This is a genomic window from Streptomyces sp. sk2.1, from assembly GCF_008120935.1.
In the GTDB taxonomy this organism is placed as follows: Bacteria; Actinomycetota; Actinomycetes; order Streptomycetales; family Streptomycetaceae; genus Streptomyces.
This window is the reverse complement of record NZ_RDBO01000050.1, coordinates 1-19,151: the sequence shown is the minus strand read 5'-3', so window position 1 is coordinate 19,151 and position 19,151 is coordinate 1. Positions and strand designations below refer to the sequence as shown.

The following is a 19,151-nucleotide window of genomic DNA, read 5'->3' as shown; positions in this document are numbered from 1 at the left end:
CCAGCATCGTTCGATCATGCAGCATCCGCGTTCCTGCCGAAACCCGTGAAGTTTCGGCGCTGCCTGGCACAGGTTCGCCGGAACACGTGCGCTTTGCCGAACGACTCGTTCGAGGCGATGGCGACGCTGTTCTTCTCCTCGCGTTCGGTCAGGACCTGGAAGAGGAACCCGGCGCCGTGGCGGTCGAGTTCCATGTGGCCGAGTTCGTCGATGCGAGGGGAATCCGCGCCCCGGGTTCCCCTCGTGCCGATGGCCCGGCCGCGGCCGGGCCCGCCGCCGTACCGCGGTCGACGGCCCCGGGCCCCGGGTTCCTGCCGCATCGACGGCCCGGTCGTGGGTCGCGCCCGCCGGGGCCCTGCGGCGGGTCCGGGGCCGGAGGTCTGCACAGAACCGTCGACCGCCCACCCGTTTGTCGACCGCCCGGCCCCGGACCGTGTCGCCGCTCGGTCTGCCGTGCCGCGGTGTCAGTCGCAGGGCCGGGACCAGGGTCGTCGACCACCTACTTCGCGGCCCCGCCGCCGCGCCACCCGACGCGCCCGGCACTCTCGCGCTGGTGCGCCGCACCCGATGCTCCGCACCGCACCGGTGCACCTGCCGCCGGCCGACCGGCTGCGCCGCCTCCAGGACGCGTTCACCAAGGCGGCCGACGACTCCCGCGCCCGCGCGGACCGCTACACCGACCAGGACGACGCCAACGCAGTGCGCCCGGTGCGCGACGGTCCGCCCCGATACCCGGGACGGGCCGTCGTGCCCCGCGCGAGCCCCGCCGGGTTCGGTGGATACTGGTGTCCGATGGCTTCCGACCGCGCGACGCGCCTTCGTCGACTCGCCCGTACGCTCACCGACCGGTTCGGCTTCCAGGCAGGCGGCTCCCACAGGCGCGGTGCCGTCGAGGCCCAGTGGTCCGCATCCGCACGGGCCTGGACGTTCGCGTGGACCGACGGGCCGACCGTCGCGCAGGTGCGGGCCGCCTGCCTGGAAACCGAGCCGACGGCTAGCGAGGGCGTCCGGTACGCGCGGGCGCTCTCGGAGGGCGCGGTCGCACTTGGCGTCGTCCGTCTGACGCTCTGTCCCGTCACCGACGCGAACCGCCGCCCCCTCCTGCGTCCGGCCGACATCGAGGCGCTGCTGAAGGACGAACCGTCCCCGGCTCCGTGCACGGACCGGGAACGCGCGCTCGTGTACGCCGTGCTCTACGAGATCCACGACGCGCACCACCGCAACCAGGCCCGGGCCGAGGAGATCTGCGACATCGTCAACCGGTACGGCCTGGCGGTGTTCTTGCGCCGGAGCGGAGCGGAGCTGTCCCCAGTCGAGGTTCTGACCGCCCGCTACGCGGCGACGCACGCCCATCCCGCCTGGCGCCACCGGCTGGCCCCGATGGACGCCGTCGTGCTGTTCCGGGCGGTCCGGGAAGACCCGCGGGCGACGACGGAGCTCATCACCGCCGCCCTCGCCCTCCTGCCCGGGCTGCCTGCCGAGTACGCCGCGGCCGAGGCCGAACTCCGAAGCCGCCTCGAGCGCACCGCTCCGCCGGTGCGGTCGGGGAAAGACGGGAACAGCCCCTTCAGGTGACCAGACGCCGGACCGAGGCATGGCACGCCCCCGAATTCGGCCGGCACTGTCGCACCCCGTCGCGGTCGTACCCGAAGGCGAAGACCTTTACGCCGCGGATGCCGAGGGCGGCCCAGCGAGCCACCGTGGCGGGGATGTCGGAGAAACAGCCTAGGCTCAGGGCCATGTCCGTGCTCTCCAACTTCGCCGCCTCCTTGCCCGCACCGGGCCCGCTCCGCGCACGGGCCCGTGTCCTCACGCTCCTGGAAGCAGCCTTCGGTTCCCGCTGGCCGCGCTACAGTCACGCGGCCGCCGACGGGAGCGGATTCGAGCACTTCTGGTACGAGAACGGCGGCGGGGACGACTACCACGTCTTCCTCGGCCCCTCGACGGCCTTCCTCCGGGCCTTCGACCACGAGTCGTGGATGAGCCCCTACTCCGAGGACGAACTCTGCCCCGGCCTGCTCGACGGCCTGCCGGAGGATCTCACCCCGCTGACCCGGCTGGAGAACGACGAGCCGAAATTCCCCGCCCTCACCCTCGCGCTCTGGCACGACGGGACCGCCTGGCGCCACGGCGACCCGCGGCCCGGGGACGGCCGGGAACCCGAGCTAACCTCCTGGATGCTCGCCCCGCTGGTGTCCTTCACCCCCGACGCCCTCACCAAGCACTTCGGCCACTACTACTCCCGGCCGGTCGACACCGGCGTGCTGGAGGCCCTCGTGGCGGGGGCGCCCGTCGACCGGGACCTCGTCGAACGCCTCGCCCCCGGCACCGCCTGGGAGCCCGTCGAGAAACTCGCCCGCCGCCTCGACGCCCCGGCCAGGTGTGGGGGCTCAGGCTTCATGGCCACATCGCTGGCAGGCACTGTCACGTTGGKTGACCGGGTGGGATGATCTTGGAGTTGGTCGTGCCGGGGAGGGGTTCGCCCGTGTCGTCAGCGCCGTCGTCGTACAGGGGACATCGGTACCCGGTCGAGGTGATCTCCCACTGCGTGTGGCTGTACTTCCGCTTCCCGCTGTCGTTCCGTGAGGTGGAGGAGCTGTTGCTCCAGCGCGGTGTGATCGTCTCCCACGAGACGGTCCGCCGCTGGTGCATGAAGTTTGGGCAGGCCTATGCGAACGGGCTGCGCCGCCGCCAGTCGCGGCCGGGGGACAAAAGGCATCTGAACGAGGTGTTCGTGAAGACCAACGGGGAACGGAAGTACCGGTGGCGGGCCGTCGACGCCGACGGCACCGTGCTCGACATCCTGGTCCAGGGCCGAAGGGGCAAGGCCGCGGCCAGGCGCTTCTTCCGCAGGCTCCTCGAAGGAATCGGGACCGTGCCGCGGGTGATCATCACGGACAAGCTCCGCTCCTGCCACGCGGCCCACCGCGAGGTCATACCCTCCGTGGAACACCGTTCCCYCAAGGGCCTSAACAACCGGGCCGAGAACAGCCACCAGCCGACCCGACAGGCGAACGCGCGATGAAGGGCTTCCGCAGCGTCGGCGGAGCCCAGCGGTTCCTGGCCGCGTTCAGCGGCATCTCACCCCACTTCCGGCCCTGCCGACACCTGATGACCGCAGCCCGCTACCTCGCCGAGATGACCATCCGCTCCGCCATCTGGGACCAGGTCACCGGCGCCACCGTCCTGCCCTCCGTGGCCTGAGCACAGGACCGGAACCCGGCCCCACCACACCCGACACGCCATCAGACACTCACATACTCAACAACGTGACAGCGCCCCCGGATTCCCTCTCGCGGTACCGGGACCGGCGCACCCGCGTCGATTGCACTCGTTCGTAGGGATTGACCCCCGGGGAGGGATGCGCGGGGCCGTCCTTGCACAGGATGTCGTCACTGAACGACCACCATCTTTGGAGGCTCCGAAGTGACTGCTCAGGACCACGGCACCACCGAGACCGACGGAGAACCACTCGACCTGGCCGATCAGGAGCTGGTTCACGACCCCTTCACCGCCTACGCGCACATCCGTGAGCGGGAACAGATGGTGCGGGGGCGCGTGCACGGCGTCGACCCGATGTGGGTGGCCACCCGCCACGACGACATCCGTACGGTCATGAGCGACCCCCGCTTCACCATTGACGCCGCGACCGTCCCCGGCGCGCCGGTGGCCCACCGCACCGAACAGACCTGGCAGGCCCGCGGCATGTACCCGGGCCACGAGAAATACCTGCGCGCCGGAATCTTCGACGCGGAGGGTGCCGATCACCGGCGTATCCGCGGCCTCGTGACCGCCGCGTTCTCCCCGGGCCGTGTCGCCGCATTGCGCCCCAGGATCGAAGCAATCGCCGACCAACTGCTCGACCGCCTTCCCGACCACGCGGAGAACGGAGTCGTCGACCTCATCGAGCACTTCGCTCGGCCACTGCCCATCACCGTCATCTGTGAGCTCATCGCCGTCCCCGAAGCCGACCGGGAGCGCTGGCGCACCCGGAGCGCCGCCCTGACCGCCGGTGTCTGCGGCGACGAACTGGGCGCCGCGCTCGCCGGCATGGTCGAGGACGCACACGTCCTCGTCGATCACCACGCCGAGCACCCCGGGAACGACCTCATCTCCGAACTGCTCGCACCCCATCAGAACGACCCGCTGAGCACCGACGAGTTGGTCGCCCTCATCACCAACCTCGTTGTCGCGGGACACATCACCACCGTCAACCTCATCGCCAACAGCACCGAAGCGCTCCTCACCCACCCCGACCAGCTCGCCCTGCTGCGCGAAGACGCCACCCTCATGCCGCACGCGGTCAACGAGCTCATGCGCTACTGCGGCCCCGTCGTACGCGCCCTGCCCCGCTACGCCACCTGCGACACCATGGTCGGCAACACCTCCGTACGCACCGGAGAAGCCGTCCTCCCAATCGTTTCCGCGGCCAACCGCGACCCGGCCGCCTTCACCGACCCCGATCGCCTCGACCTCGGCCGCACCCGCGGCAGCAGGGAGACCCACCTCGGATTCGGACACGGCGCGCACCGCTGTCTGGGCGCGCACCTCGCCCAGGAGGAGGCCGCCGTGGCTCTGACCGCGCTGTTCAACCGTGTCCCCGACTTGCGGCTGGCCACCGACCCGGAACACCTGAAACGTGGCACCAACCCGGTCAACTGGCACCTGCAGACCCTCCCCGTACATCTGTGACCCTGGTCCTCGTGGTGCGCGGCCGAGCGGCTGCCGTGAGGGAGAGAGCAGCGGGCGGGGGAGTGCGGCGGGGCGTGGACCCGCACCTCTGCTGTGCCGCGGTGCTGAGTACCGGTAGTCGGCGTCGATCTCGCCGGACCACGGTGAAATCCGGGCGCCGCCGTCTCTGCGGTAGTGGCCGGGGACGGCGGCGCTCAACAGCGGGGGTGAAGATCAGGCGTTGGCCTTCACGGTGTTCGTGACGCTGTCCGTGGCGGGGAGGCTCGGTGCGGCCAGACTGTGGAGGCGGAGGGTGCACCAGATACCGATGGCCGAGATGAGCATGAGCATTGCGGCAGCCGGCCAGTAGTGGCCGCCGACCGCCGCCGAGAGCGAGACCGCGGCCAACGGGGCGAAGCCACCGAAGATCATGTTGAAGATCTGGTAGGAGGGCATTGTCAACCTGTTGGTGTGCGATTACTTGAGGGTGTGCGGGGGTGTGCTGGGCTTGGTTTCCGCCTCTGGTTCAGGCCTCGGTGGGCATGGCGTAGTGCCAGTGATCTCGTTCCAGGTTCCGAAGCGGTGGCGTATCTCGGTGCGGTAGCCGGTGGCGGTCATCCAGTGGCGGCGGGGCCGGAAGTGCGGTGAGATCTGGCTGAACGCGGACAGGAACTTCTGGTTCTGCCGACTGTGCGGAAGGCCCTTCATCGTGCGTTCGTGCTGCCTCGTCGGCCGATGGGAGTTCTCCGCACGGTTGTTCAGGCCCTTGTGGGAACGGTGATCGGCCGAGGGCATCAACTCTCTGTGGGCGACGCCGTAGGAGCGGAGCTTGTCGGTGACCAGCACCCCGGGTGTTCTGCGCCGCTTCTTCATCAGCTTGGCCATGAACCGCTTCGGGGCCTTCGCGTCCCGCTTGGACTGCAGCAGGATGTCGAGGACAGTGCCGTCCTGATCCACGGCCCGCCACAGGTAGTGCCGCTCCCCGTTGATCTTCAGGAACACCTCGTCCAGGTGCCACTTGTCGCCGGCCTGGGGCCGGCTGCGGCGCAGGGCGGCCGCGTAGCAGGGGCCGAACCGGTCGCACCACCGGCGGATCGCCTCATGGGAGACGGTGATCGCGCGGGCCAGGAGCAGCTCCTCGACTTCGCGGAAGGAGAGCGGGAAGCGGGAGCACAGCCACACGCAATGGGAGATCACCTCGACCGGGTACCGGTGTCCCCTGTACGACGGCGGCGCTGACGACACGGGCGAACCCCTCCCCGGCACGACCAACTCCAAGATCATCCCACCCGGTCAGCCAACGTGACAGTGCCGACCGGCCTGCTCGCGCGAGCTATTGTCAAATCCTGTGGATGACCGGACAGCCCGATGGGCGGTCGATCAAGCAAGCGGCTTGCGGTAGCGGACGTATTCGTTCTGCCGCCGGAACCCCACGCTCTCGTAGAGGTCGTAGGACCGGTGTGGATTTGCCGTGCCCGTGAACAGCCGGGCGATCGTTGCACCCTGTTCGCGAAGGCTTTGCAGCCCGTCCAGTAGCAGGGCCCGGCCGATTCCGAGGCGTCGCTGATCCGTCCGGATACTCAGCTCTTCTACCTCGCCCACGGTGTGGTCGTGACGGCGGATGGAGCAGAGGGCGACGCCGACCATGTCCTGCCCGTTCCAGGCAGCCCTCCAGCATGCCGGGTCGGCGGTGTCGACGAAGTCCTGGAACGGCCATCTCTGAGTGAAGCCGCTGTCCGCGTACGAATCGACGACCGTCCTCCAGGCTGCACGGTAGTGGCTTGTCCCGATCGGCCCCGTCCGTATCCCGGCCGGCAGTTCGTCGCCCGGCTCGGGCATCTGCTGCAGATCGCCCAGCTCCAGCTCGACCAGACTGAAGACACGTCGGTAGCCGGCTGCGCGCAGAAGTGCCGTGGCATCCTGCTCGGAGGTCATGGCGTTCGCGCCGATCACTGCCGTCCGCGCCGTTCCATGCTGTTTGACGAGCCGGCGGATCCGCTCTTCGGCCCAGCTCAGCATCTCTGAGCCGATGCCCTGGCCGCGATGCTCGGGCAAGAGGTAGCCGCGGTGCAGGTATAGCCACGTATCGTCCCGCTCCTGCCACCACCGGATCGTCGAGTAGCCGACGACGCTCCCGTCGCACGCCACCAGGATCTGGTTCTTGGACGGCTCCTCCAACTTGGCAGAAGCTTCCGCGATCTCGGCTGCTGTCGGGAGCCCTTCCACAACCGACTGGGCATCGACCCGGTCCCGTTCAGCACACCCCCGCCGCACCGCAGCCATGGCGCCGTGGTCTTCGTCGCCGCGATACGGCCGGAACCCGAAGCCGACCGGAAGGTCCTGTCCTGCCGTGCCATCCAACATGACCGGATGATCTCGAACTTCGAGGCAGGCCCGCCACCCTATTCACGCCGCGGTCGTCTGCGGCCGTTCAACGAGCTGGCCGCGTTCGAAACAGGCCCCGGCGCGGACGAGGGCAACGAGGTGGGGTGCATTCACGGCTCGCCAGCGGGCCTGGGCGGCCTCGACGAGCTTGAAGACCATCGCCAGGGCGGCGGCCCGGGATCCGGCACCCTTGGTGACCTTGGTCCGCAGACGGACGGTCGCGAAGGTCGACTCGACGGGGTTGGTTGTCCGCAGGTGGATCCAGTGCTCGGCGGGGAAGTCGCAGAACGCCAACAGTTCGTCCTCGTCATCGACGATCTTCTTGACAGCCTTGGGGAACTTCGCGCTGTACTGCTTGGCAAACGTCTTGACCGCGGCGGCCGCGTGCTCGCGGTCCTCGGCGTTGTAGATGTCCTGGATGGCCTTCTTCGCTGCGGGTTGAGCTGACTTCGGGAGGCTGTCGAGGCAGTTGGCCGTTTTGTGAACCCAGCACCTTTGGTGGCGGGTTTCGGGGAAGACTTCGTTCAGCGCGTTCCAGAAGCCGAGGGCGCCGTCGCCGACGGCGAGGACGGGAGCGCGCATGCCGCGCCGCTGACAGTCCCGCAGCAGGCCGGCCCAGGACTCCGCCGATTCGCGGTAGCCGTCGGTCATCGCGATCAGCTCCTTGGTTCCGTCCGCGCGCACGCCCATGACGACCAGGACCGCTGCCTTCGCCTCCTCCAGCCGGATGCGCAGGTGGATACCGTCGGCCCAGACGTAGACGTAGTCCGTGGCCGACAGGTCGCGCTCGCTGGACGCCTGATGGTCGGTCTGCCACTGGGTGGTCAGCCGGGTGACGGTGGCCGGGGACAGGCATGCCGAGGAGCCGAGGGACTGCTCAAGCGCGGGCACGAAGTCCCCGCTGGACAGGCCGTGGAGGTAGAGGAGCGGCAGCACCTCGCTGATCTTCGGGGACTTGCGGCACCACGGCGGCAGGATCGCAGAGGAGAACCGTTTGCGCTCGCCGGTTGCCTCGTTGATGCGCTTGTCGTTGATGCGTGGAGCCTTCACCTCGATCACCCCGGCCGCGGTGGTGACCTTCCGGGGCTGGTGGTAGCCGTTGCGGACCACCAGGCGGCGCCCGTTCTCGTCTCGTTGGTCGGTCAACTCGGCTATGTAGGAGTTGACTTCAGCCTCCAGGGCGGCGGCCAGCATCCGCCTCGCGCCCTCACGGACGATGTCGTCGATCAGGGAGCCGGTCTCGGTCGTTCCATCGGCATTCACTACGCTCAGCACGGGGCGCCTTCCCGACCGACGGTGCAACGTCGGCCTACTCGATGACCAGAAGTCGATCACTCGGGAAGGTACGCCCTTCGCGTCCAACTCGAGGCCGATCCACAGGTCATGAGCATTGCTCTGCTCGCGCCGGGCAACAGCCGCCGCTGAACACAGGCCTGTTGTCGAGCGCAGTTTCACCTCGGCCAAACATCTCCGGGACGTGTTCGTCCTGGAAGGTGAATGGCGGTCGCTTCCCTGGCATCAGGGACTCCACGAATCTCAGTACAGCTCAGTTCGGTGCGGTCTGGCTCCGCAGGCTTCATCGGCTCTGAAGCGCAGGCAGGTTGCTGGGCAACCCGTCTCTTCGGTACGAACCAGGAGGACGTGTGTCCGTCTCGGATGTCCATGGCGCGGGCCCCGCGGTCGAGCAGTTGCAGCCGCTGCACTGTCTGCCGTTCGCGGGAATCGGGCCGCCCCGGCGGACCTCTGTTCCCAACGGCACAGAGGTGTGGTTGGTCACCCGGTACGGCGATGTCCGGCAGGTTCTGATGGACGCCCACCTCCAGCGGTCCCTGCTGAGTTCTCCGGATGCCCCGGCGCTCACCGACACTCCGAACCTGCTGGACGCTCCGGGCGGAATGATCAACCTGGACGGTGCCGAGCATCTGCGCCTGCGCCGAGTGGTGCGGCAGGTTTTCACGCCGCGGGGCGTCAAGCGCCTGCGCCCGTGGGTGGAGCGGGCGATCGACCGGCTGCTGGACGAGCTGGAGGAGCGGGGTTCGTCGGCAGACCTGATGGCTGGTTACGCCCTGGCGGTGCCGAACGCGGTGATGCGGCGTCTGATGGGCGTGCAGGACCTGGAGGACGATCGTCTCAGGCGCTGGGCCGAGCATGCCGTCTCCGATACCTCGCGCAGTGCGCAGGAGGTGGCCGCCGGCCTGAGGGATCTCATGGAGTTCTCCGCCGATCTGCTCGCGGAGCGGCGAGCGGCGCCGGGCGAGGACCTGGTCAGCACCCTGGCCCGGGCTGCCGACCGGTAGGGCGGGGTGCTGGAGGCGCATCTGGCCAACCTGGTCGGAGGGCTGGTCGTGGCCGGCTACGACACCACGATGACGATGCTGGGCAACTCGCTGCTCTACATTCTCTGGGTGAACGGCCCGAAGTCTGGCAGCGGCTGGCCTCCTCGGAGAAGGCGGCCGGTGCACTGGCCGAGCGGTTGAACCACCTGATCCTGCTGGGCAGGAACCCGGAGAAACCAGGCTGCATGCGCCGGGCGGCGGAGGACACCGAGATCGGGGGCGCCCTGGTCAGGGCGGGTGAATTCGTAGCCGCGGACATCGGCGTCGCCAACCGTGATCCGTCCGTTTTCACCGACAGCCCGTTCGATGACCTGTTCGCCCCGCTGGAGAGTCCGACCCTTTCCTTCGGCGGGGGAACGCACTACTGCCTGGGCATCTGGCCGGCCCGCGCACAGCTGGAGATCACTCTTCATCGGCTGGCCGCCCGGTTCCCCGGCCTCCACCTGACCATTGCGGTGACGGAGACCGAGTGGCGGCTGAGCATGACCACCCGCAGCCCGCTTCGCCTGCCGGCCGCCCGGTAGGAGCAGACCTGCCGGGCCCCGAACGAACCAGGTCCAGGCGAACGTCGCGCCGAGCGGGTACGCACAGGCGTCACGGCCCGGTTGCTGTGACGGTTCCCGGTACCCGCTCCACCCCTGTGAACAGCGCAAACGCCCTGCCGATCACAAGCCCTGGCGGGACGGCAGGTTGACGGCTCCCACTCGTCGTCGGGGGCGTTCTTGAGAGCGATGGATCAGCCCGGCGTCACCGCCCTCTCTGGCACTCCGAACCACTCCTCCAGCGCCTCCGTCAGCCCGGCCGTCGGGGTCGGCGCCCCCGCCCCCGCGTCGGCTGCCCAGGCCGTGAAGCCGTCCGGGCGGGCGAGGACCGCCGCCAGTTCCGGGCGGGACGGGCAGCCGGCCGTCAGGATGTCGACGCGGCCGGCATACCCCGCAGCGAGGGCCCGGATTTCCGGGTCGTCGGTGAGGTCGAGCAGGAGCGCCCGGCCGCCGTGGAGGTGGTCCGCGAGGCGGCTGCCGTCGGTGAGTTCGAGGTCCGGGGTGCTGCGGCCGGTCAGCGGGTGCTCGCCAGGCAGCTCGTACCGCACCCCGCCACCGTTGAGCCGCGCGGTCAGGTACGTGGTGCCCACGACCGTCCCCGCCAGATCGCTGACGATCTCGCGCAGGGCCCGGGACTGCGGGTCCGGGCGCATGGCCGCGACCTGGGACCGGGTCCAGTCCAGGACCCACGCGCCGACCGGGTGCCGCTCGGAGGTGTACGTGTCCAACAGCCCTTCCGGCGCCCGGCCGCCGATCACCGCGGCGAGCTTCCAGCCGAGGTTCATCGCGTCCCCGATACCCAGGCTCAACCCCTGGCTCCCGAACGCGGAGTGCACATGCGCCGCGTCGCCCGCCAGCAGAACCCGGCCCTTGCGGTACTCGGTGACCTGACGGGCGTGGTCGGTGAAGCGGGTCGCGGTCCGCACCCCGGTGATCGTGACGTCCACGCCGGATACGTGGCGCAGCCGCGCCTGGAGGTCCTCAGCGGTGACCGGCGCGTCCCGGTCGGCCGGCGGGCCGTCGAACTCCACGGTGACGACGCGGCCCGGCATCGGCCCGTAGGCGTACACCCCGGTGTCCGTGGCGGTCCAGCCGACCTTCAGGTCCTCGGCGCCGGTCATATCCACGACCGCCTGGTGACAGGTGACCTCCGGTTCCGTACCAGGAAATTCGAACCCCGCGAGCTTGCGGACCGTGCTGCGGCCGCCGTCGCAGCCCACGAGCCAGCCGGCGCGTATGGCCCCATGGCTGGTCCGCACGGTGACGGCCCCGTCGTCCGCGTCGAAGCCGGTCAGCCCCACCCCCCGGCGCACGTCGACGCCGAGCTCGTCCGCCCGCCCGCCCAGCAGCCGCTCGATGTCCTGCTGCGCCACGAAAGCGATCTCGGCGGCGGGTCCGGCGTCGCCGAGGCCCGGCCCCGTACGGTCGACCAGGTCGGCGCGCAGCATGATTCCGGCGAAGTGCCCGACGAACCCGAGCCCTTGGCCCGCAGCCCCACCTCCGTCCCCGCCGTCCCGCTCGCGCATGAATGCCTGGAAGCGGTCCATCGCCTGCCGCTGCACCTCGGCCAGCGCGGGCAGCATGCCCCGGCGGTAGAGCGCCTCGGCGCTGGGCGTGGTGATCGCCCCACCCTTGATCGTCGGGTCCACTTCGGTGAGGCGCTCCAGGACGGCCACCCGCGCGCCTCCGAGCCGGAGCTCGCAGGCCAGCATCAGTCCGACCGGGCCGCCTCCGGCCACCACTACGTCTGCGTCATAGTTCATGGCGCCGACTATGACCGAGGCCCGAAAGAGCCAAAAAGGCGCCGCAGTGTCAAGGGACCGGCCCCGCGAGGAGAATGGGGCCGGCACCGTTACCGAGCTTGAACTCGTGATGTCGTAGGGGCTGACGGGCCGTGGTCTCCTGCGGTATCACGAGCTCAAGCTAACTGATCGTTTCAGAATGAGTTCAGCGTGAGGGCTTGGCGACCGGGGCTGGCAGGGGCAGAGTGGTGCGGGTGTCGGATGATCTTGTGCCTGATGACCTGTGGGAACGCATCGCTCCGCTGCTGCCGCCCCGGCCGCCGCGGCGTCATCGGTATCCCGGGCGGTTGCCGGCGGACGACCGTGCGGCTCTTCGGGGCATCGTGTACGTGCTGCGCAAGAACGTCAGCTGGAGAGACGTGCCCGCCGAGCGGACCGGCTGCAGTGGGGTGACGGCCTGGCGGCGGCTGCGGGACTGGCCCGGCGCCGCGCCGGGCTGTGTCGTGGTCGACGGCCTGGCCGCGGCCCTGCGCCGCCCCGCGCTCCGTCGCCGGGCCGCCCCGCCCCGCGTTCCGTCGCGCCGGCCCTGCCTCGCTGTTGCCGGGCTCCGGCCGCCCTGCCGCCGCTCCCACTGCGCGAAGCGGCGGGCCGACGGCCAGCCGCCCCCGCCCCACCGCTTCGCGCCGTCGGGTCCGGGTCCGGCCGTCGGCGCCCCCAACCCGTCGGCGCCCCGACCTGCTGGCGCCCCCAACCCGCTGCCGGGCCGTTCGCGCGGTGATCGACGGCCTGCCTCATAGCCGGACAGTCTCTTCACGCGTCTGGCGTTTCCTGTAGCAGCGGGGCGGCGAGGCCGGCGAGCATGCGGGTGAAGGCATGGGCGGCGCGGGCGTCGAGTTCCTCCAGGGGGATGCCGGTGTCGCGGGCGTAGGCCTCGCGGAAGATGGCATATCCCATCTGCGCTGCGCTGGTCATGACGTGGGCGGCGACGCCGTCGGCGTCACTCGGCAGTGAGCCGTCGGCCTTGTCGCGTTCCAGGCTCTGCAGGGTCTGTGCGAGGCGGGGCAGCGGGCTGAAGTCGTCGTCGCCGTCGAGCGCGAGAAGTGCTTCGAGCTTGACCAGTTCGGGTTCGTCGAGGCGGTGCTGGAACATCGCGAGCCGACGTTCGGTGAAGGGCTGCTCCCAGTGGTCGTCGCGGTCTCCGGTCTGGCGCTCGACGAGGTCGGCCGCCGCGGCGCGTAGCAGGGCCTGACGGGTGCCGAAGTACTGGTAGATCTGCCCGTGGTTGACCCCGGCCTCTGTCGCGATCTCACGGAGGTTGACACCGGCGAGGACTCCGTCGCGTGCAAGCAGGGTGCGTGCCGCCGCGAGGAGGTCCGCCTCGGTCTCCTCGCGGCTGCGCCGACGACGCCGCGGCTTGCTCGTCTCGCCGGTCCCGCTGTCGGTCATGCGCTGCTCCCCGATCGTCCTGGATCTGTGCGGTCTCAGCTCTTGCCGCACCGTGAACACCACTCTATGGTCCCACTAGCAACGTTTCGTTAATAACGAAACGTGAATAACGTGAACAAGGGGCACCCATGTCGACACCTCCACTGGCGGGCATACGAGTACTCGACCTGTCCACGGTGCTGGCCGCACCAGTCACCGCGACGTTTCTCGGGGACTTCGGCGCCGAGGTCGTCAAGGTCGAGGATCCCGGCCGCGGCGACTTCACCCGCGGCACCACTCCGGGCGCCCGGTCCCCGTACTGGGCCCAGGAGGCCCGCAACAAGAAGTCCGTCACTTTGGACCTGCGCACCGAGACCGGGCAGCGGATCGTACGCCTGCTGGTTCCCCACTTCGACGTCGTGATCACCAACTACCGGCCGCCGACGCTGAAATCCTGGGGCCTCGACCCGGACACCCTGCGGGAACTCGCGCCGGACACGGTGCTCGTGTACGTGACGGGGTACGGGCTGACCGGCCCGTACAGCGACCGCGGTTCCTTCGACCGAATCGCCAGCGCCTTCGCCGGCCTGACCCATGTCACCGGCGACGCAGACCGGCCACCGGTGCGCAGCGGGTATTCGACGATCGACTACATGGCCGCCTATCTGGGCGCGTTCTCCGTGGTCACCGCCCTGTACCACCGGGACACCGTGGGTGGCGGCGGGCAGGTGATCGACCTCGCGCTGTACGAGGCGGGGTTCCGGGCCTCCGAGGACGCGCTCGCCGCGTACGCGACGACCGGCAAGGTCCGTGAACGCCTGGGCAACCGGAATCCGCAGATCGTGCCCGCCAGCGACTTCACCACCTGCGACGGGCGCCGCGTGTCGATCCATGCCGGGACGGACGCCCTCTTCGGCCGGCTGGCCGCCGTCATGGGGAGCCCGGAGCTGGCGGCGGATCCCGCGTACGCCACGCGTGCCGCACGGGCGGAACACGCCGACGCTCTGTACGCGGTCATCACCGACTGGGCCGCCGGGTACGAGGCGGACGAGGTCACCAAGATGCTGAGCGACGCCGGTGTCCCGGCCGCCCCGCTGATGACCATCGCGGACATCGCCACCGACCCGCACTACCGCGAGCGGGGCACGCTGGTCACCGTGGACGACCCCGATTTCGGACCACTGCCGATGGTCGCGCCACTGCCGAAGATGTCACGCACCCCCGGCAGCATCCGTTCCACCGGCCCGGCGCTCGGACAGCACAACACCGAGGTCTACACAGACGTGCTCGGCCTCACTGCCAATGAGCTCGCCTCCCTGCACGCCGACGGCGTGATCTGACCCGCCTGCCCCTTCTTCCCCAGGGAGGTCACGCGCCCATGGCCGTCACCCTGCACACTGCCGCACTCGGGACGCGTCTCGACCGGCTTCCCCTCAGCTCCTTCCACCGCCGCCTGGTCATCGCCCTCGCCGGGATGATCCTCTTCGAATGGGTGGAGACCTACGCGTTCGCGTTCATCGCCCCCGCCCTGCGCCAGCAGTGGAACCTGCCCCTGTCGACGGTCGCCCTCGTGGTCGGCACCAGTCAGCTCGGCGCCTTCGCCGGGGGCGTGCTCGCCGGATACCTCGCCGACCGCGTCGGCCGCCGGCGCACGATGCTCGCCTGCGTCACCCTCTACTGCGTCGCCACCATCGGCTGTGTCCTGGTCCAGGGCCCCTGGCAGCTGATCGCCGCCCGCACCGCCACCCACCTCGGTGCCCAGGGCATGGCCGTGGTCGCCATCGTCGTCCTCACCGAGTTCGTCCCCGCCGCCACGCGCGGACGCCTGCAGACCTACAAGGTGGCGATCGGCTCGCTCGGCATCCCCGTCGCCGCCTGGGCCGGCTACTTCCTCGTACCCGCATGGACCTGGGGCTGGCGTCTCGTCTTCGGTCTCGGGCTGCTCGGCGTCGTCTTCGCCGTACTGATCCACCGCTGGGTCCCGGAGAGCCCGCGCTGGCTCGCCTCCCGAGGCCGGCTCGACGAAGCCGACGCCATCGTGCGCCATGTCGAGGCACAGTGCGGTGTCCCACCCCAGACCGGCGTCGAGCCTCCCGCCGGCACCCCGCCCACACCCTCCAGCACGACGGTATCGACCACGACGGGGCCCACCTCCCCCGCCGCCGCAGCCCCGGGTCGCCCCCGCCTCAGCGAGCTCTGGACCGGTGCCCACCGCCGCAACTTCCTCATCGTCACCACGATGTGGGTGACCGGACTGCTCGCCTACTCCGCCTACAACACCTGGACACCCACCCTCCTCGCCGAAACCGGACTCGATCTCGACGACACCCTGCTGCTCTCCGCCGTCCTGGCGACCGCCGCACCCCTCGGCGCGCTCGCCGCCATACCCCTCATCGATCGCTGGGACCGACGCCGCACCCAGCTCGTCCTCGGCACACTCTCCGCCACCGCACTGCTGCTGTTCTCACTCGTCCGCGCCCCCACAGCCGTACTCGTCCTGGGCTGCCTGGTCAGCCTGCTCTTCCAGATGGCCGTGCCCTTCCTCCAGGTGTACTCCGCGGAGATCTTCCCCACCCGGATCCGCGCGCTCGGCGCCGGCACCTCCAACGCCCTGTCCCGGATCTTCAACTTCGCCACCCCGATGCTCGTCGCCGCCCTCTACTCCGGCGCGGGCTACACCGCTGTCTTTGTCTTGATAGCTGCGCTCAGCGCCGCCGGAGGCATGGTCGCCGTGCGCTTCGGCCCGCGCACCACCGGCATCAGCCTCGAAGCCGCCACCCCCTCTTCTCCCTCCCCGATCCGCTAGGAAGTCCCCATCCCATGACCGACCTGTCCTTCGCCTCGGCCACCGAACTCACCGCACTCATACGCCGCGGTGAGCTCTCACCCACCGAACTCGTCCACCACACCCTCGACCGAATCTCCACCATCGACAAAACGGTCAACTCCGTGGTCGCCCTCGACGCCGAGCGGGCCCTCGGCGAAGCCGCCGCCGTCGAACAGCGCATCTCCCACGGCGAACCCCTGGGGCCGCTCGCAGGCCTGCCGATACTCGTCAAGGACCTCGAAGACGCAGAAGGCTTCCCCACCGCCCGCGGCACCCGCGCCTACCAGAACCGACCGCCAGCAGCCCACGACAGCGTCCACGTCGCCCGGCTGCGCGCCGCAGGCGCCCTGGTCATCGGCAAGACGAACACACCGCCGCTCGGCGCCGCCGTCCACACCACCAACGACGCCTTCGGCACCACCCGAAACCCCTGGAACCCCAAGCGCACACCCGGCGGCTCCAGCGGCGGCGCGGCCGCGGCGGTCGCCGCCGGACTCGTCGCCCTGGCCACCGCCGGAGACGGAGGCGGCTCCACCCGCATCCCCGCCGCCCTATGCGGAGTCGTCGGCCTCAAACCGTCCCGCGGCCGCATCCCCCACGGCCCTTCCCGCATGCCGATGTGGCCCCAGCACGCCTGCCTGTCCGGCATGGCCCGCACCGTACGGGACACCGCACTGCACCTCGACGTCGCCGCCGGCCACCACCCCGCCGACCCGCACTCGCTGCCCGCACCCGGCCTCTCCTACCGCGACACCCTCGACAAGCCACTGCCCGCCCTGCGCGTCGGCGTCCTGCGCACCCTCGGCATCACAGCCCCCCACCCCGAGATCCTGCGCGCCCTCGACCACGCAGCCGACCTGCTGCGCGGCCAGGGCCACGACGTCCACGACGACGAGTCGCCCCTGCCCGACGCCGACACCTTCCCCGCACCGTTCCAGCTGCGACAGGAGGTCCTGGCGTACGCCCGCCTCCTCGACGTCCACGACGACTTCACCGCACGCCGTGACGCCTTCGAGCCGTGGTTCGCCGACCTCCTCGACGCAAGCCGCTCCCTCACCCCAGCCGACCTGGCCGCCTACTGGGCCCACCGCGTCTGCCTCGACCGCTGGGCGGCCGTGCTCTTCGACCGGTACGACCTTCTGCTCATGCCGACCACCCCCACCACCGCGTGGCCGGCCGAAGGACCGGACGTGACCGCGGCCGTGCGCGAGCGCGTCCTGCCCATCTCGTACACCTCCGTCTTCAACGACACCGGCCACCCGGCCATCAGCATCCCGTCCGGGATCGCCCCGGACGGACTCCCCCTCGCCGTGCAGCTCGCCGCCGCCCATCACCGCGACGACCTCGCCCTGGCCGTCGCCCACACAATCGAGGGGGCTCTGGGCACCCCGCACCCGCCGATCTGCGGGAGTTACTGATTTCGGCGTTTCGGGGTCTGGATTTGTGTCGGGAGGGGTGACGCGGTCCGTCCGGGCTGGTATGCCGGAGGCATGCGGTATCCGGACGGGGGCGGGCTGTCCGCCGAGCAGCGTAGGCGCCGGGAAGAGGTACGGATGCGGGCCGTTGACCTCTTCGATGAGGGCGTGGAAGTCCCCTGCATCGCCCGGGAGTTACGGGTGAGTGAGAAGTCGGTCTACCAGTGGCGCCGTACCTGGAGGACGGGCGGACGCGAGGCGCTGCGTTCCAGAGGCCCCTGCGGCTACGGCTGTCGGCTCGGCCCGCACCTGCAGACCAAGCTCGCGATGTGGCTTGATGCGGGGCCGGCCGCGCACGGCTGGGCGGACGACCAGGTGTGGACCGCCGCGCGGGTACGCACGCTGATCGGGCGGAAGTTCCACCTCTCCTACAGTGTCTCCGGGGTCACTCGGCTGCTGCACCGCATGGGCTACAGCGTGCAGATGCCCGCCCGGCCCGCCGCCGAACGCGACGAGGACGCGATCACCGCATGGCGGGAGGCGACCTGGCAGGAGGTAAAACCCTCCGGGCGGCGACCGGCGCGTTCATCTGCTTCGAGGACGAAGCGGGCGTGACCGGTCGGCCGCCCAGGGGCCGTACCTGGGGCCAGCGCGGCATCACCCCGAGGGTCAAGGTGTCCGGCCGTAGCCGGGGACGTCTCTCGGTGGCCGGTCTGCTGTGCTTCCGGCCGGGCCTGCCCGCCCGTCTGTGCTACCGGCTGCGTCGGCATACCGGCCGCAAGGGCGAGCGTCGCTCGCTGGGCGAGGCGGACTACATACGCCTGTTGGATGGCACCCACCAACTGCTCAAGGCCCCGCTGATCGTGGTGTGGGACCGGCTGAACACCCACATCTCCAAGACGATGAAGGCACTCGTTGCCGAGCGGGACTGGCTGACGGTGGTCCTGCTGCCCGGGTACGCGCCCGACCTCAACCCGGTCGAGGGCCTGTGGGCGCACATCAAGCGGAGCCTGACCAACCTGGCCGCCCGCACCCTCAACGAGCTGGAGACTCTGCTCCGCAGGCGGCTCAAAGCGCTGCAGTACCGGCACGGCATCCTCGGCGGATTCCTCGCCGGGACGGGCCTCGCTCTCGATAGACCGGACAGACCCTAATACGCCGAAGTCAGTAACGGCTCGAACTCAGTACGGGCAGCGGACGTACTCCGGGCCGTGTTGCCCGATGGGGGCGGTGGGGAGCCGTCGACTGCGACATCCCCTTCCGGCATGTCGCGAGGAAGTGCCACGGACTTGAGACTGGACGTCGACGCGCACTGCAGACCCACGCAGAAACCTGCTGGTCAACGTGCCGTGGCACGCCACGAATCGCGAGAACTTACAGAAGCGGACCGGCGCGCCGGGAAGGAAGACGCGCTGACCCCGTGCGGAGACAGGGGCGCGACCGGGCCACCTCCCGTACCCCGATCCTTGTGCGAGCCGGGAGTGATCGCACCACAGAAGACACCGACGGCGCCACAGCCGGCCCGGCCTCGCGTCCCGGGTTCCTGCCGCGTCGACGGGCCCCGTGCCGCCGACCGCTGCCGCGGCTCTGCGGCGGGTCCGGGGCCGGAGTTCGGCACAGGACCGTCGACCGCCCCGCCCCGTCCGTCGACCGCCCCTCCGGGCCGCCGCTTCACCGCTCCGCGTCGTCGACCACCTACTCCGCGGCCCCGCCGCCCTGGGTTCCTGTCGTGTCGGCGGCCCGGAGGGGCGGTCGACGGACGGGGCGGGGCGGTCGACGGTCCTGTGCCGAACTCCGGCCCCGGACCC

At 70.2% G+C, this 19,151-nt stretch carries 17 protein-coding genes and 3 pseudogenes; 13 read left to right on the top strand and 7 right to left on the bottom strand.

Annotation, left to right across the window (positions count from 1 at the left end):
- Window positions 1-14: 14 nt before the first annotated feature.
- Window positions 15-212 (bottom strand): annotated as a pseudogene (locus tag EAO76_RS47610) (ATP-binding protein); the annotation flags it as partial.
- 355 nt (window positions 213-567) lie between these two features.
- Here EAO76_RS47610 and EAO76_RS16740 point away from each other — a divergent pair.
- The 4 genes and pseudogenes from EAO76_RS16740 (at window position 568) to EAO76_RS16725 (ending at window position 4,692) form a co-directional block, all read left to right on the top strand.
- On the top strand, window positions 568-1,575 hold the full coding sequence (locus tag EAO76_RS16740) for a hypothetical protein (RefSeq protein WP_148836766.1): 1,008 nt from the start codon (window positions 568-570) through the stop codon (window positions 1,573-1,575).
- A gap of 164 nt (window positions 1,576-1,739) precedes the next feature.
- Window positions 1,740-2,450 (top strand): hypothetical protein, encoded by a 711-nt coding sequence (locus EAO76_RS16735; RefSeq protein ID WP_148836765.1) that lies wholly within the window; start codon window positions 1,740-1,742, stop codon window positions 2,448-2,450.
- A pseudogene (locus EAO76_RS16730) lies at window positions 2,447-3,204 on the top strand (IS6 family transposase). The gene EAO76_RS16735 and the pseudogene EAO76_RS16730 overlap by 4 nt, the downstream one beginning before the upstream one ends.
- A 222-nt stretch (window positions 3,205-3,426) precedes the next feature.
- Window positions 3,427-4,692: a cytochrome P450 gene (locus EAO76_RS16725; RefSeq protein WP_148836764.1), complete on the top strand. Its 1,266-nt coding sequence runs from the start codon at window positions 3,427-3,429 to the stop codon at window positions 4,690-4,692.
- Window positions 4,693-4,905: 213 nt separating this feature from the next.
- On the opposite strand, the gene EAO76_RS16720 is transcribed toward EAO76_RS16725, so the two are convergent.
- From EAO76_RS16720 to EAO76_RS16705, 4 genes are all read right to left on the bottom strand, one after another.
- Window positions 4,906-5,133, bottom strand: a complete 228-nt coding sequence (locus tag EAO76_RS16720) for a hypothetical protein (RefSeq protein ID WP_262375532.1) — start codon at window positions 5,131-5,133, stop codon at window positions 4,906-4,908.
- A 15-nt stretch (window positions 5,134-5,148) separates the two neighbouring features.
- Window positions 5,149-5,955 (bottom strand): IS6 family transposase, encoded by an 807-nt coding sequence (locus EAO76_RS16715; RefSeq protein WP_262375531.1) that lies wholly within the window; start codon window positions 5,953-5,955, stop codon window positions 5,149-5,151.
- A 96-nt stretch (window positions 5,956-6,051) separates the two neighbouring features.
- On the bottom strand, window positions 6,052-7,035 hold the full coding sequence (locus EAO76_RS16710; RefSeq protein WP_148836763.1) for a GNAT family N-acetyltransferase: 984 nt from the start codon (window positions 7,033-7,035) through the stop codon (window positions 6,052-6,054).
- Window positions 7,036-7,077: 42 nt separating this feature from the next.
- Window positions 7,078-8,331, bottom strand: a complete 1,254-nt coding sequence (locus EAO76_RS16705; protein WP_148836762.1) for an IS256 family transposase — start codon at window positions 8,329-8,331, stop codon at window positions 7,078-7,080.
- 368 nt (window positions 8,332-8,699) lie between these two features.
- On the opposite strand from EAO76_RS16705, the gene EAO76_RS46285 reads away from it, so the two are divergent.
- Genes EAO76_RS46285 through EAO76_RS46275 form a run of 3 tightly spaced genes read left to right on the top strand, consistent with a single transcriptional unit; the run spans window position 8,700 to window position 9,916 of the window.
- Entirely contained in the window at window positions 8,700-9,353 is a 654-nt protein-coding gene (locus tag EAO76_RS46285; RefSeq protein WP_262375530.1) for a cytochrome P450, read from the top strand.
- Between the two features lie 6 nt (window positions 9,354-9,359).
- Window positions 9,360-9,533, top strand: coding sequence for a hypothetical protein (locus EAO76_RS46280; protein WP_262375529.1), 174 nt, complete (start codon window positions 9,360-9,362; stop codon window positions 9,531-9,533).
- Entirely contained in the window at window positions 9,530-9,916 is a 387-nt protein-coding gene (locus tag EAO76_RS46275; protein WP_262375528.1) for a hypothetical protein, read from the top strand. Before EAO76_RS46280 ends, EAO76_RS46275 begins: the two co-directional genes overlap by 4 nt.
- A 212-nt stretch (window positions 9,917-10,128) precedes the next feature.
- Here the strand turns inward: EAO76_RS46275 and EAO76_RS16695 are convergent, their stop codons facing one another.
- A complete protein-coding gene (locus EAO76_RS16695) occupies window positions 10,129-11,697 on the bottom strand; it encodes an FAD-dependent monooxygenase (RefSeq protein WP_262375527.1) in 1,569 nt (522 codons plus the stop codon).
- Between the two features lie 197 nt (window positions 11,698-11,894).
- Between EAO76_RS16695 and EAO76_RS16690 the strand changes: the two are divergent.
- A pseudogene (locus EAO76_RS16690) lies at window positions 11,895-12,212 on the top strand (transposase); the annotation flags it as partial.
- Window positions 12,213-12,486: 274 nt separating this feature from the next.
- On the opposite strand, the gene EAO76_RS16685 reads toward EAO76_RS16690, so the two are convergent.
- On the bottom strand, window positions 12,487-13,122 hold the full coding sequence (locus tag EAO76_RS16685) for a TetR family transcriptional regulator (RefSeq protein ID WP_148836761.1): 636 nt from the start codon (window positions 13,120-13,122) through the stop codon (window positions 12,487-12,489).
- A gap of 128 nt (window positions 13,123-13,250) precedes the next feature.
- Between EAO76_RS16685 and EAO76_RS16680 the strand changes: the two genes are divergently transcribed.
- From EAO76_RS16680 to EAO76_RS16660, 5 genes are all read left to right on the top strand, one after another.
- Window positions 13,251-14,441 carry a CaiB/BaiF CoA-transferase family protein gene (locus EAO76_RS16680; protein WP_148836760.1) on the top strand — a complete coding sequence of 397 codons (1,191 nt, stop codon included), beginning with the start codon at window positions 13,251-13,253 and terminating at the stop codon, window positions 14,439-14,441.
- A gap of 38 nt (window positions 14,442-14,479) precedes the next feature.
- A complete protein-coding gene (locus EAO76_RS16675) occupies window positions 14,480-15,907 on the top strand; it encodes an MFS transporter (RefSeq protein WP_148836759.1) in 1,428 nt (475 codons plus the stop codon).
- A gap of 14 nt (window positions 15,908-15,921) precedes the next feature.
- On the top strand, window positions 15,922-17,346 hold the full coding sequence (locus EAO76_RS16670; RefSeq protein WP_148836758.1) for an amidase: 1,425 nt from the start codon (window positions 15,922-15,924) through the stop codon (window positions 17,344-17,346).
- A gap of 72 nt (window positions 17,347-17,418) precedes the next feature.
- Window positions 17,419-17,958, top strand: a complete 540-nt coding sequence (locus EAO76_RS16665) for a winged helix-turn-helix domain-containing protein (protein WP_148836757.1) — start codon at window positions 17,419-17,421, stop codon at window positions 17,956-17,958.
- Window positions 17,874-18,497 (top strand): transposase, encoded by a 624-nt coding sequence (locus tag EAO76_RS16660; protein ID WP_148836756.1) that lies wholly within the window; start codon window positions 17,874-17,876, stop codon window positions 18,495-18,497. The genes EAO76_RS16665 and EAO76_RS16660 overlap by 85 nt, the downstream gene beginning before the upstream one ends.
- Window positions 18,498-19,151 lie beyond the last annotated feature (654 nt).